General features: G+C 69.7%; 11 protein-coding genes. 5 read left to right on the top strand and 6 right to left on the bottom strand.

Going from position 1 to position 13,504, the window contains the following annotated elements; translation table 11 throughout:
• Positions 1–13: 13 nt before the first annotated feature.
• Positions 14–271: a PspC domain-containing protein gene (locus LR394_RS17175; RefSeq protein WP_231443072.1), complete on the top strand. Its 258-nt coding sequence runs from the start codon at positions 14–16 to the stop codon at positions 269–271.
• Between the two features lie 29 nt (positions 272–300).
• On the opposite strand, the gene LR394_RS17170 is transcribed toward LR394_RS17175, so the two are convergent.
• The 3 genes from LR394_RS17170 to LR394_RS17160 form a co-directional block, all read right to left on the bottom strand.
• Positions 301–750 (bottom strand): DUF3037 domain-containing protein, encoded by a 450-nt coding sequence (locus tag LR394_RS17170; RefSeq protein ID WP_231443070.1) that lies wholly within the window; start codon positions 748–750, stop codon positions 301–303.
• A complete protein-coding gene (locus LR394_RS17165; protein ID WP_231443068.1) occupies positions 747–1,541 on the bottom strand; it encodes a HipA family kinase in 795 nt (264 codons plus the stop codon). The genes LR394_RS17170 and LR394_RS17165 overlap by 4 nt, the downstream gene beginning before the upstream one ends.
• A 90-nt stretch (positions 1,542–1,631) precedes the next feature.
• Complete coding sequence (locus LR394_RS17160; RefSeq protein WP_231443066.1) at positions 1,632–3,029, bottom strand: NAD(P)/FAD-dependent oxidoreductase; 1,398 nt, start codon at positions 3,027–3,029, stop codon at positions 1,632–1,634.
• 631 nt (positions 3,030–3,660) lie between these two features.
• On the opposite strand from LR394_RS17160, the gene LR394_RS17155 reads away from it, so the two are divergent.
• A complete protein-coding gene (locus LR394_RS17155) occupies positions 3,661–4,506 on the top strand; it encodes a helix-turn-helix domain-containing protein (RefSeq protein WP_231443064.1) in 846 nt (281 codons plus the stop codon).
• Positions 4,507–4,523: 17 nt separating this feature from the next.
• The gene (locus tag LR394_RS17150) at positions 4,524–4,733 is read left to right on the top strand and encodes a DUF397 domain-containing protein (RefSeq protein WP_231443062.1); all 210 of its coding nucleotides are present in this window, start codon (positions 4,524–4,526) and stop codon (positions 4,731–4,733) included.
• Positions 4,734–4,795: 62 nt separating this feature from the next.
• On the opposite strand, the gene LR394_RS17145 is transcribed toward LR394_RS17150, so the two are convergent.
• On the bottom strand, positions 4,796–6,454 hold the full coding sequence (locus tag LR394_RS17145) for an FAD-dependent oxidoreductase (protein ID WP_231443060.1): 1,659 nt from the start codon (positions 6,452–6,454) through the stop codon (positions 4,796–4,798).
• Positions 6,451–7,425 (bottom strand): glycosyltransferase family 2 protein, encoded by a 975-nt coding sequence (locus tag LR394_RS17140; protein WP_231443058.1) that lies wholly within the window; start codon positions 7,423–7,425, stop codon positions 6,451–6,453. The genes LR394_RS17145 and LR394_RS17140 overlap by 4 nt, the downstream gene beginning before the upstream one ends.
• 256 nt (positions 7,426–7,681) lie before the next feature.
• Between LR394_RS17140 and LR394_RS43010 the strand changes: the two genes are divergently transcribed.
• Entirely contained in the window at positions 7,682–8,860 is a 1,179-nt protein-coding gene (locus LR394_RS43010; protein WP_231443056.1) for a glycosyltransferase, read from the top strand.
• An 87-nt stretch (positions 8,861–8,947) separates the two neighbouring features.
• On the opposite strand, the gene LR394_RS17130 is transcribed toward LR394_RS43010, so the two are convergent.
• Complete coding sequence (locus LR394_RS17130) at positions 8,948–9,895, bottom strand: glycosyltransferase (RefSeq protein WP_231443054.1); 948 nt, start codon at positions 9,893–9,895, stop codon at positions 8,948–8,950.
• 492 nt (positions 9,896–10,387) lie between these two features.
• Here LR394_RS17130 and LR394_RS17125 point away from each other — a divergent pair, with 492 nt between their 5' ends.
• Entirely contained in the window at positions 10,388–13,339 is a 2,952-nt protein-coding gene (locus LR394_RS17125; RefSeq protein WP_231443052.1) for an oligosaccharide flippase family protein, read from the top strand.
• The last annotated feature ends 165 nt before the right edge of the window (positions 13,340–13,504 follow it).

Below are 13,504 nucleotides of genomic sequence, written 5' to 3'. Positions count from 1 at the left end.
ACGTGACTACGCCATGAACTCTATTCATCGGAACATGTACACCCAGGGCCTCTACCGACCGCAGCACGGCGGAATCCTGGGTGGCGTGTGCGCCGGCCTGGCCCGCCGGTTCGGGATCGGCGCCACCATGATGCGGCTGATCTTCATGATCACCCTGATCGTGATCCCGGGCAGCCAGATCCTGATCTACCCGGTGCTGTGGCTGCTGATGCCGAAGGAGTCCAGCGCCGCCTACGGCTCGTACTCCAGCCCCACCAACTCCATGCGCTGACCGCCGTCCCCCGAGTCAGGACGACCGAGTCAGGACAACAGCACGTGGCGCCGGTGCAGTCCGGCCAGCTCGGCCTGCGGGTCGCTGGTGATCCCGGAGTGCACCGGCCCGGTCTGCACCACGGTGCTGCGCGGGGCGGTGAGCCAGCCGAACCGGGCCCGCAGCGGCTGCTGCCGGATCAGCCCGGCGGCCGGCGCCCCCTCGCAGACCGAGCCGAAGCCCAGCAGCACGCTCTCCAGCTGGGACAGGTCGAGTTCCGGGGCCAGAACGTGCAGACGATCGGCGACCAGGTCGCGGGTGCAGGCCAGGAACTCGTGGTGCTGCGAGTACAACACCACCCCCACGTTCACGAACTCTCCGCGCTCCACCCGGGGTACGGCCCGCACCAGGGCGTACGAGAAGGGCTTGGGGCCGCTTTGACCGTTGTCCACGTTCGCCACCGCGGGCGTGCTGTTCAGGCCGCTGCTGAGGCTGCTCACGACTTCACCTGCGCCGTCTCGGGCCGCCAGTTGGTGCGCTCGCCCAGCCGGGCCAGCAGGTACTCCTGGTAGCGGGCCCGCCAGGCGTCGGCGTCGCGGTCGTCCCCGATCGCCGAGTTCATCGACAGCAGCCAGTCTCCCGGCACCAGCCCCAGCACCTCCCCGAGGAGCTCAGGGGTCACCCGGGCGGCCAGCTCGGCGTCCAGGGCGTCCAGCTCCTCCCGGGACAGCTGGTCGGCCACCGGGGCCAGGATGTGCTCGCTCAGGTCGTAGCGGCGGGCGGCCCAGCGTTCCACCGGCGGCCAGGCGTGCTGGAACACCAGCGCGGCGCCGTGGTCGATCGCCCACAGGTTGCGGTGCCAGATCAGCAGGTTCGGATTACGCCAGGTGCGATCGATGTTCGCGGTGAACGCGTCGATCCAGCGAACCGTGGCGGCATCCCGGGCCGGGGGCTGCCAGTGCATGCCGTCGTAGCCGAACGAGCCGGGCAGGAAGTCCATGCCCAGGTTCTCGCCCGCGCTGACGTTGAGCAGCTCCTGGACCTCCTCGTCGGGCTCCAGCCGGGCCATCCGCCCGTCGATCGTGATCCGGACCAGTTCCGGCACCCGCACCCCCAGCCGGCGGGACAGCTCGCCCACGATCACCTCGGCGACCAGGGAGGCGGTGCCCTGCCCGGCTCCGCGGAACTTGACCACGTACATGCCGTCGTCGTCCGCCTCGACCAGTCCGGGGAGCGAGCCGCCCTCCCGTAGGGGAGTCAGATAGCTGGTGGCGGTCACAGTTCGGAGCACGCTGGTCAGGTTAACGGCCCAACCCAGCAAAACTAGGGACGGGGTGGTCGCCCTGGTAGGCGACCACCCCGTCCCTAGTTGGTTCAGGTTCTAGGAAGCGACGTTACGAGCTTCTTCCTCGGCCCGTTCCGCCTCGTTCGCGAGTTTCTCCCGGTGCAGCGCCATCCGGGCGACCACCTGCTGGTCGGTCACGGCGCGCTCCGAGCGGCCCCGGCCGATGAAGGTGACGGTCCAGTGCATCAGCGTGGTGATCCGGTTCTTGAACCCGATCAGGTACACGATGTGCACGCCCAGCCAGGCCAGCCAGGCGAAGAACCCGGAGAGCTGGATCTTGTCGTTGATCTTGGCCACCGCGTGGAACCGCGAGACGGTCGCCATGCTGCCCTTGTCGAAGTACTCGAACTCCGGCAGCGGCGCACCACCCTTGAGCCGGTTGGCGATCGTCTTACCGGCGTACTTGCCCTGCTGCATGGCGACCTGGGCGACCCCCGGGTAGCGCTTGAGCGACATCATGTCGCCGATCACGAAGATCTCCGGGTGGCCCGGCAGCGTGCAGTCCGGCTCGACCATGACCCGGCCGGCCCGGTCGGTCTCGGCCCCGGTCTGCTCGGCCAGCTGCTTGCCCAGCGGCGAGGCCTGCACCCCGGCCGCCCAGACCTTGGTGCGCGACTCGATCCGGCGCGGCGAGCCGTCCGGGTCGATCACGTCCAGGCCGTCCTCGTCGACGTTGACCACCTTGACGTCGAGCTGGACCTCCACGCCCATCCGCTCGAGCTGGGTCTGCGCCTTCTTGCCGAGCTTGGCCCCGAACGGCGGCAGCACCGAGGGCGCCGCGTCCAGCAGCAGCACCCGGGCCTTGGTCGGGTCGATCCGGCGGAAGTCCTTCTTCAGCGTGCTGTGCGCCAGCTCGGCGATCTGGCCGGCCATCTCCACGCCGGTGGGGCCCGCGCCGACCACCACGAAGGTCAGCCACTGCTGGATCTCCTCCGGGTCCTCGAGCACCTCGGCCATCTCGAAGGCGCCGAAGATCCGGCCGCGCAGCTCGAGGGCGTCGTCGATGCTCTTCATGCCCGGGGCGAACTCGGAGAAGTGGTCGTTGCCGAAGTACGACTGACCGGCTCCGGCCGCCACCACGAGGGTGTCGTAGGACGTGACCGCCTCGCCGACCGGGGTCTGCGAGGTGACCGTCTTCGCCTCGACGTCGATCTTCGTCACGTCGCCCAGGAGGACCTGGGCGTTCTTCTGCCGCCGCAGGATCTCGCGGGTCGCCGGGGCGATCTCGCCCTGCGAGAGCACACCGGTGGCCACTTGGTACAGCAGCGGCTGGAAGAGGTGGTGCGAGGTCTTGGCGATGATGGTGACGTCGACGTCGGTGCGGGCCAGCTTGCGGGCCGCGAACAGGCCGCCGAAACCGGAACCGATGATGACGACCCGCTCGCGGGCCGGCTTGGCGGCCGCGTCACGGGGCTGTGCAGGCTGGTTCGACATCGTGTCTTTTTCCACTCCCGAAGGTCTTGCCACGTTCGCTCAGTCTTGCATTCGCATCTTTGGCAACAGACGGCGGCAAGGGTTTGTGCCCTGGTGTCCGGTTCGCCCGAAAGTTCGCCGCTGGTTGGCGTCGTAGCTGTTCAGGCGTGGTTGGCGGCATCATCGGCGCCATGCGTCAGGCGGGCCGGTGAACTGCCGTCGGCAGTTGGGTCGGCGGGTCCTGGTGCTGGGTTGAGTCCGTGATGCGGACCTCTGTGTCCGGCGCCACGGTGACGACCGCTCGGCGCACGGCTCTACCGTGCATCTTGCGGTCCGGGTCTTGCGCTCGCGCCGGGTGGCCGGTCCGCGGGTGCTGGCGCGGGCGGTCGGCGTCGACCTGCGCGTCGAGATGGAAAGCGTAACCAACGTGGTCAGGGCTGCACGTCAGGGGGTGGACCGTGGGCCCTTGCGGTTCTCGGGGATTTCCCGGAGCGGTCACGGGAGGAAGTTGGTGGGCGCGGGGTGAACGGGAGGGACTCGTTCATCCCCGCGCCATGTCGTAAACGATACGAGTGACCGCGCGGTAAATGCAAGGATTGCAAACACACTTTGTGCTTGTCCGGCGCAACATCTGACCGAAAGGATGAGGCCCATGGCTTCGCGCACGCCCCCGACCGTCCGTATGCGCCGACTCGCGAGCGAATTGCGCCGGCTGCGGGGCGCTGCCGGCATGAGTCGCGAGGATGTGGCCGAGCGGACCGACATCAACGTGGCCACGCTGTACCGGCTGGAGACCGCCAAGGGCCGCCCGCAACGGCGCACGCTGACCAGTCTGCTGGAGCTGTACCAGGTCGCCCCGGAAGAGCGGGACGTGTTGTTCGCCCTGCTCAAGGCGGCCGGGGAGAAGGGCTGGGTGCAGCCTTTCGCCGGGGCCATCCCGGAGCACTACTCGATGTACATCCAGCTGGAGTCCGAGGCCGCCTCGGTGCGCAACTTCGAGTCGCTGCTGATTCCCGGCCTGCTCCAGACCGAGGGTTACATCCGCTCCAGCTCCACCGGCCAGAGCCCGCTGATGCCGGGCGACCAGATCGATCTGCAGGCCAAGATCCGGGTCGGCCGGCAGAACTTGCTGACGCGCAGTAATCCCCTGGCGCTGTGGGCGATTGTCGACGAGGCGGTGCTGTGGCGCGAGGTCGGCGGGCCCGCGGTGATGCGCGAGCAGTTCGAGCATCTGCTGACGATGATGGAACTGCCGAACGTCACCATTCAGATCGTGCCGTTCACCGCGGGTTCGCACGTGGGTATGCGCGGGTCCTTCTCGCTGCTGGAGTTCCCCGACCCGGATCCCACCGTGGCCTGCGTGGAGACCATGGCCGGTAACCTCTTTCAGGAGACCGAGGAAGAAGTCCGGGCCTGTACCGTGGCCTTCGACCATTTGCGGGCCACCGCTGCATCGCCGGCCCAGTCGGCGCGGATGGTGAGCAGCCGGCTGGCTTAGAGACGGAAAGCAGGGACATGGGTACGGATGAACTGGCGAATGTCGCCTGGGTAAAGTCCACCCGCTCCGGGGCGAATGGCAATTCCGTCGAGGTGGCATTTCTGGACGGCGGTCGAGTAGCTCTGCGTGACGCCAAGAACCCGCAGGGCCCGGTCCTGCGGTTCACCCCCGGCGAGTGGTCGGCCTTCGTCGACGGGGTCGTGGACGGCGAGCTGCGCACGCCGTAAGGATCGTCGCTTTCGCCGGTGGGGCCCTCGTCCGAGGTCCCCACCGGCGTTTTGGGCCCGGTTCAGGGCAGCGTCGGCAGCACCTTCGCCAGGTGCGCACCCAGCCGCAGCGACAGCGCCACGATGGTCAGCGTCGGGTTCACCGAGCCGCCGGTGGGAAACACCGAGCTGCCCGCCACGAACAGGTTCGCCATCTCGTGCACCTTGGCATCGGAGTCCACCACCCCGGTGCTGGAGTCCGTGGACATCCGGGCGCCGCCCATGTGGTGGTGGTTGCCGCCGGTCATCCGGGGCTGGCCGTTCTCCCAGTCGGTCTGGACGAAGTCGCCCAGCCCGGCGATCGCGAAGGCCTGGGCGTAGAGGTCGCGCGAGCGGGTGATCCGCTCCCGGTCCGGGGCGCTCCAGTGCCAGCGCAGCTTGGGCAGCGGCCGGTTGAACCGGTCGGTGCTGCGCCGGTCCAGCACGATCCGGTTGTCCGGGTCGGGTGACTGCTCGGTCTGGTGCACCACCTCGAACACCCGGAAACCGCCGGCGTCGTCCTGGGTGGCCCAGCCGGACAGGTCCAGCCCGGGCTGCGCCGCCATCGCCTTGCGGGCGGTGAGCAGCTTGTTGGCCCCCAGCGCGATCTTGGCTCCGAGCGCGGCCTTGTGGCCCAGGCCGGAGGCCTTGCCGGAAGGGCTGCGGATCTCGGTGTACGCCTGCACCGCGCCGCCGGCGATCACGTCGTGCCGGGGCAGCAGCAGGCAGCTGGTGGACAGCAGGCCCTCCTGGCGCATCCGCTCCGGGGCGATCGACAGCTTGGCCATCACCTTGGTGCTGCCCTGCCAGTGCGCGTCGTACAGCTTCAGCCGCTCGGCCAGGCCCAGCCGCAGGTCGGGCCGGCCGACCAGCATGCCGCCGCGGACCAGCGGGTGCTCCATCCAGTAGCGGCCCACCTGGTCCTTGGCGTTGCCCAGGCCGCCGCTGACCTTCTCGTCGGACATCAGCAGCAGCCGCGCGGTCTCGATCCCGCCGGTGGCCAGCACCACCGCGCGGGCCACCACCCGGCCCTCGGGGCCCGAGGGCCGCGCGAAGCGCACGCCGGTGACCGTGCCGCCCGCGTCGTCGACCTCCAGTTGCGTGACGTTGGCGTCGGTGAGGATCAGGACACCGGTGCGGCTACGCAGGTCACCGGCTACCTTGTCGATCCAGACCGAGGCCGGGGCGAACTGGAACATCTGGGTCTCGACCAGCGAGGGGTCCAGGTCCAGGGGCTGCGCCTGCGGGGTGCTCCAGGAGTTCGGGTGGTAGGCGTACTCACCCAGTCCGGCCAGCGGCTGCGCCTTGGCGTACCAGGGGTCCAGGTCGGAGCGGGTCAGCGGCCAGCCCGAGTGCGCCACCTCGGCGCGCTGCTCGAAGTCGATCGGGTCCAGCGGGGCGTAACGACAGCCGCGTTCCCCGGCCTCCGGGTCGGCGTCCACGTTGGACATCCGGTAGCTCCACTGCCCGGCCGTGCCACCGATGCCCGAGCCCCGGGTCTCGGTGATGCTGCTCTGCGGGTAGGCGTCCTCGCCCTCGGCGGTGACGTCGGTCAGCTGCCGCCAGGCGCCCTCCGGGCCCCCTTCCAGCAGGACCACCCGGACTCCGGCCCGGGCCAGCGAACTGGCCACCGACAGGCCGGCCGGCCCCGCGCCGACGATGCAGACGTCCGCCTCGATGGGTTCCGTGGTGCTCTCGCTCACGCCATGGCCCCCGGGCCGGGCGCGCCGACGTTGCCGTCCAGGGACAGGTTGCGGTGCAGGGCGTTGCCCTTGCCCCAGCCGACCGCGCGCTTGAGCATCTTCATCGCGTTCGGCGGGATGGTCTTGTTGGCCAGCACGGTCAGCCGCATCCGGCGGTCGGCCTCGGCCACGATCGCGGCCAGCTCGGCGCGCAGCTGCGGGGTGATGTCCGCGCGCTGCACGAACCGGCCGTGCGCCTGCAGGGTGGCGTCGGCGTGCTGCGCCGTCATGTGGTGCTGACCGCCGTTGACCTGGACCAGCTGGAATCCGGAGCTGGCCGAGCCGCCGTGCACCATGTAGCCGGACAGCGGCGCGGCCAGGAAGCCCACGTCGGAGCGGCTGGCGATGCGGCACCACAGGGCGATGTCGGCGTACGGGCCGTCGGAGGCGTCGAAGCGCTCGTTCCAGACCATCGAGCTGCGGGTCATCACCGAGGAGACGCAGACGATCCCGCCGACCGCCAGCGAGCGGCGCAGGAAGGCCAGGCCGGGCTCGAGGGTGTCGCTCTCCAGCCGGGACCAGTTCTGCGGCTCGCCGAACGGCTGCGGGCCGTCGTCCAGGTAACGGAAGGCCGAGTGCACCATTCCGGCGCTCGGGTTGGCGTCCAGGAAGCGGACCTTGGCCTCGAGGTTGCCCGGCAGCATGCTGTCGTCGTCGGGGAGCATCACCCGGTACCGGCCGCTGCCCAGGCTCAGGCAGCGCGAGAGGTTGCCGAACAGGCCGATGTTGGTGGGCAGCCGGTCGTAACGCACGCGCGGGTCCCGGATCGAGCGGACGTACTCCTCGGTGTCGTCGGTCGAGGCGTTGTCCGAGACGATGATCTCAGCGTCCTCTAAGGACTGGTCGAGGACACTCTGCAAGCTGCGGCTGAGCAGCTCCCGCCGGTTGAAGGTGGGGATGCAGACGGTGACCGCAGGTCGGGTGCGAGTCATCATGCTCCGTCCGTGGGGACCATGGGTTTGATCCTGTCTTAATAGTCTTCTTGACTCCACGCGAGGGTATCCCCCAGCAGCCGCCCCAACGGGGGCAGTTTCGTGAATTGATGCCACCGCCCGAGGACCCGCCCCCGCTGCGCCCGGACTTTAGTGGTCAAACCCGCGCTTGCTGAAGGGGTACGGGTCTGGTTCCGGAGCCGGTCACGGGCCGATCGTGGCCTCATCCGGTCTCCGCAGTGGTTAGGGTCGGGGGGTGCCCACGACGAACAGTCCCACGCCCGGCGCCGCCGGAGTACCTCGCTGCCTGCTGGTGACCAAGGAGTTCTCCGCGACTCCGACCTCGGGCGGCACCCTGCGCACCCTGGCCATCCTGGAGACCCTGTCCACCAGGTACGACACCACCGTGGTGAGCCCGGACGGGGTCGTCGCCAAGGGGCCGGGCCGGCCGCTGGAGGAGCACCCGGGCCGCTCGTCCGGGGGCGACCTGCTGCGCCAGCTGCGCACCGCGGCGCGCTACAAGTCGCTGAGCGGTCTGCGCACCGGCGGCTCGAAGCTGCTCGACAACCTGTGGAACGGCGCCGAGGGCCGCTACGACGTGGCCGTCATCGACCACACCGCGCTGGCCGGGCTGGCCGACGAGGTGGCGGCCGGGGCCGACCAGATCGTGGTGAGCATGCACAACATCGAGTCCGACCTGATGAACCAGCGGGCCCGGCTGGCCACCTCGGCCAAGGACAAGGTCGCGATGAACGCCGAGGTGCGGCTGCTGCGCCACCTCGAGGCGCACGTGGCCGACCGTTACCCGGTGATGGTCTGCACCGAAGCCGACGCCCGGGCACTGAACCCCAAGCGCGGAACCATCGTCTGCCGCAACGGCATCTTCGCCGGTCAGGTCACCCCCTCGGGCAACCGCCCGGCCAACTCGATGGTCTTCTCCGGCGCCCTGGACTGGGAGCCGAACATCGACGGGGTGGTGTGGTTCTCGGAGAAGGTCTGGCCGCTGATCCGGGCCCAGATCCCCGAGGCCACGGTGACCGTCGCCGGCCGTAACCCCGGCAAGGCGGTGACCGAGGCCTGTGCTCCCGACGGCATCACCCTGCTGGCCAACCCGCCGGTGATGTCGGCCGTGCTGGACGCGCACGTGCTGGGCATCGTGCCGCTGCTGTCCGGTGGCGGCTCACGGATCAAGATCCTGGAATACCTGGGCGCCGGCATCGACATCGTCTCGACCGACGTGGGCGCCTCCGGCCTGGAGGACATCCCCTCCGAGCTGGTGGACCGGCTGAAGATCGACCCGCAGCTGTTCGCCGACACGGTGGTGGCCCGGCTGCGCTCGCCGCGCGACACCTCGGCGCTGGCCCAGGACTGGGTGCGCAAGCACTACTCCTGGGACGTCACGCTGCAGCCGATGCTGGACTTCCTGGGGCACTGAAAACCCTTTTAAGAGCACAAAGCAGAGGACGCTTGCCCCGGCCGGGGCAAGCGTCCTCTGCTTTGTGCGGTTCCTGGGTTTCGGGTCTCAGCCGGCCTGGCTCAGCCGGTTCTCCTGGCCGGAGGTGAGCATCGGCAGCGCGGGCAGTTCGTCGCCCTTCATCGCCCGGTGCCCGACGTGCCAGCCGACCGCCCACAGCATCGCCCCGGGGGAGGGGTTCTCCCGCATCAGCTTCAGCGCCGAGCCGACCTTGCCCTGAGCAGGCTGGATCTCGGCCTCCTCGGCCGCCTTGATCACGGCCAGGGAGGTGGTGACCGCGGTGACGCTGGCGATCGGCTTGTTGCCGTAGCGCCGCTCCAGCAACGCCGCGGCGTGACCGTAGGACCAGCCCTGGCGCCACATCTTGCTGAACGAGGTCCGCAGCCGCACGTGCACCACCGCGTCGGGGGCGAAGATCAGCGGGGTGCCGGCCAGCTGGATCCGCCAGCACAGGTCGGTGTCCTCCAGGGTGCCCACGGCCTGGTCGAAGCCGCCCGCGGTGAGGAAGATCTCGCGCTGGACGCCCATGTTGCCGGCGCCGGCGTGCGGCAGACCCGGGCCGAACGGCGACTCCTGCAGACCGGTGCTCTGCTGCAGCGGGCGCGAGCGCAGCACCCGTTCGGAGTTCAGCTTGCGCGACTCGAAGCGGCCGGCCACGAACGGGTTGCGCTCCAGCGCCACCGTCATGGTCTCCAGCCAGTCGTCGGCCACCTCGTCGTCGGCGTCGCAGAAGGCCAGGAAGTCGGCTTCGGAGTGCTGGGCGGCAATGTTGCGCGCGTGCCCGGCCCCGGCGGTGCCGGAGGAGTCGACGATCTGCAGGTTCGGCAGCCGGCTCTCGTACCGCTGGGCGACCAGGCGGCTGTGGTCGGTGGAGCCGTTGTCACTGATGATGACGTCCCAGTCACCCCGGTAGGTCTGCCGGGCCAGTGCCTCCAGCTGGATGCCGAGAGTGTCGGCGGCGTTGTAGCACGCGATCACCACGCTCACAGACGGCATATCGGTCCAGGCCTCTCCGTAGGCAACACGTTCGCAACTTACTCTTAATGCGGTCAGACCGCGCCCTGAGGGTAACTGAGAGCGCGCTGAGACTCGGCCGTCTTAGTTAATGCCCTTTACCTGTGTTTCTGGCGTGAAGATGTGGCAGGGTCATCCGTTTGGCTGATCAAGCGCAACCTTAAGTCCAGGTTGATACTCGTTTTGGTGTCCGGATTGCGCCGGACAGGTGCACCGCAGCGAAACCGACGGACCTCACGAGGCGTGAAGGTAGGCTGAGACGCCGGAAGCTTGCTGTGGTGTTCCGGGCCGGCGCTGTACCGTCCGGTTCCAGTGCTCGATCGAACTGCTCGCAGACGTGCTGGTCGATCGTTTCCGACGGTGCCGTCCGGGCCGTCGGACCGCGATCTGCGAAAGGTGTGCGTGAATGCCCGGCCGCACCGGCGCCATCGCGACAGGCATTCGCCGCCGCTTCCCCTCGGAAGCAGGTGAGCCGTGGCGCTGACCGGCAGGCACGTGCACCGGGACCCGGCCGACCTGGACTCCGAGGACGACACCCCGCAGATCTCCAACAAGAGCCGGATCATCTGGACGTTCGCCGACCAGGCGCTCTCCAGCCTGGCCAACTTCGCCCTCTCGATCGTGGTGGCCCGGCAGGTCACCAAGGAGGACTTCGGGTCCTTCAGCCTGATGCTGGTCACCTTCACCTTCCTGATCGGCCTGGGCCGGGCCGGGATCGGCGACCCGTACGTCATCCGGTTCACCGACGCCGACCGGCACACCCGCCGCCGGGCCCAGCGCCAGGCGGCCGGCTCAGCGATCAGCTTCGGCGTGGTCACCGGCCTGATCTGTGCGGCGGCGGCCGCGGTGATGTACTTCGTGCTCGGCGACCACGTCAGTGCGCTGGCGATTCTCGGCCTGGGGCTGGCGATGCCCGGCCTGATGCTGCAGGAGACCTGGCGCAGCGCCTTCTTCGCGGCCGGCCGCCCGCGCACCGCCACGATCAACGACGCGGTCCGCACCGCGATCCAGTTCGGTCTGCTGGCGGTGCTGCTGGTCCAGCCGGAGCCGTCGGTCTTCCTGATCACCCTGGCCTGGGGTGCGGGGGCACTGGTCGCCGCCCTGATCGGCATCCTGCAGACCCGGGTGGCGCCCGACCCGTTCGAGGCGATGGCCTGGTTCCGCGAGACCCGCGACATCAACATGAAGATGGCCGCCGACTTCTCGTTCAACCAGGGCGCCACCACCCTGGTCTCGTACGTGGTGAGCGGCATCGTCGGCAAGGTGGCGATCGGTGGTATCCGGGCCGCGCAGACCCTGCTGGGCCCGCTGAACCTGCTCTTCTCCGGGATCTCCTCGTTCGGCCTGCCGATGCTCTCACGCACCGCGATGGCCGGTCAGTCGTTGCTCAAGGGCGCCCTGATGCTCAGCGCGGGGATCGGCGGGATCGCCGGGACCTGGGTGCTGATCCTGCTGCTGGTGCCGACCTCTATCGGTGGCGAGCTGCTGGGCGACAGCTGGGCGACCGCCCGCGAGGTGATGCTCCCGATGGGCATCATCGTGGTCTGCGTGGGCTTCGTGCTGGGCGCCAGCCTGGGTCTGAAGGCGCTGCGCCGGGCCGACCAGATGCTGCGGGTCACCTTCGTGCAGGCGCCGCTGATGCTGGGTCTGGGTTCGCTCGGCGGGGCGCTGTGGAGCGGTCCGGGGGCGGCCTGGGGCATGGCCACCGCGCAGATCGCCGGTTTCGTGGCCAGCTGGATCATCTTCCTGAAGGCCGACAAGCAGCCTCGCCCGTGGATCGAGGAAGAGGCGGCGGAGGCGCTGCGGGCCCAGGGCAACGCGGGCCGGGCCCGGGACGAGCTTTACGACGACCGTTACGACGAACGCTTTGACGAGCGCTTTGACGAGCGCGAACGTCATGGTGCCCAGGGTTTCTGGAGTGAGGACGAGCAGGAGCGCTGGGCTCTGGACGAGCCGGAGCAGCGCCTGGCCGGCCGGCAGGCCGAGGAACCGTGGGGCTGGGACGAGCGGGACCGGCACTCGTCCGGCGGTCGTTCGGGCCGTGATCCGCAGGGCCGTGATCTGCAGGGCCGTGATCTGCAGGGCCGTGATCCGCGTGGTCGTGATCCGCGGGACCGGGACGGGTACGAGAGTCCGGCCGGCTCGCAGGCCGAAGGCTGGTACGACCCGACCGGCCCTACGGTTGCCGTGCGGCAGGACGGGCAGGGCTTCGGCCCCTCTGGCCGCGGGTCGGAGGGCGCTTACGACGCCCATGAGCCCACCGTTGCGGTTCGGCAGGACCGTGGCGGTAGGCCACCCTCTTCGCAGGGTCAGTTCCCGGCGCCGTGGGAGTCCGCGCAGGGTGGGCCCGATGACGGCCGACGGTCGGACCGGGGCAACGCCGGTGCGCGGGACTGGGATGAGCCAGGTCGTGGGCAGGCTCGTGGTGGCTCGGGTTCACGTGGCGAAGTTCGCGGAGTAGAGATCCAGGGCGATTACAGCGCTCACGGTGAGGCTCCCAGGCGGCCGGGTTCCGGCCGTGGTGATGCCCGTGGCCGTGATGGTTATGCCGACCAGGCTCAGCCGGGTCCGGACGGTTATGGCGCTGGTGGGCCTGCGCGCGGTGGTTCGGCCGGTGGTCGTGGTGGTTACGACGGCCAGGGCCGGGGCGGCCATGACACCGGTGGCCAGGCTGCCGGGCGCGGTGGTTACGACACGGGTGGCCAGGCTGCTGGGCGCGGTGGTTACGACGCGGGTGGCCGGCCGAGCGGTGGTCGCGAGGCGGACTGGAGCGAGCAGGGTTCCCGGAGCCAGGAACGTGACGGCCTGAGCGGTCGGGGCCGCAGCGGGCGCGAAAGTGCCGGCGGTCGCGGGGGGTACGAGGCCCCTGCTGATGGGCGCGCTGGGTACGAATCCGGTGGCCGCGGCGGGTACGCGACGCCGGCCAATGGCCGTGGCCCTGCGCCCCAGGACTACGACGAGCGTGGGCGTGGCCGGGGTGGGTATGCGACTCCGGGCGAAGGCCAGAACGCCTACGGCACACCGGTCCAGGGCTACGAGGCGCGACCGGAACGGGGGCAGTCTCGCGGTGCTGGTGGTCAGCGCGGCGGCGGTTACCCGGACCGAGGAGCCGGCGGCCGGGAGTACGGCGAACCTGGCTACGACGATCCGGGATATGACGCGGCCGCTTACGAAGGCCGTGGCCACGACGGTCGCGGTAATGACGGCCGTGGCTATGAGGGTCGGGGGCGTGAGTCCGGCCGGGCCGGCGGGCCGAACCGCTATGACCAGCAGAACCCTTACGGGGACGGGCGTTCCGGTCGCGGACAGAGCCGCGAGCAAGGCCGTGAACAGGGTCGCAGCCGGGAACCGGGGCGTGGCCAGTCGGCCGAAGACCAGGGCGAAGACCCGTGGCCGTTCCCCGAGGCCGGGCGCCGCAACCGCTGATCCGGCCGTAACCAGAACCTGAGCAATACCCACCAATGGCTGTGCGGGGCACCAGCATTCCGGTGCCCCGCACAGCCATTGGCCTGTCTGCTGCGCAAGCCCGCCCGGACGTCCTCTGCTCTGCCTGACCACACCCAAAAGAAAACGCTTCCCGGCCCAGCGGCC

Origin of the sequence: Kineosporia babensis (genome assembly GCF_021129305.1) — a bacterium.
In the GTDB taxonomy this organism is placed as follows: Bacteria; Actinomycetota; Actinomycetes; order Actinomycetales; family Kineosporiaceae; genus Kineosporia; species Kineosporia babensis.
This window is presented reverse-complemented; position numbering and strand designations above follow the sequence as displayed.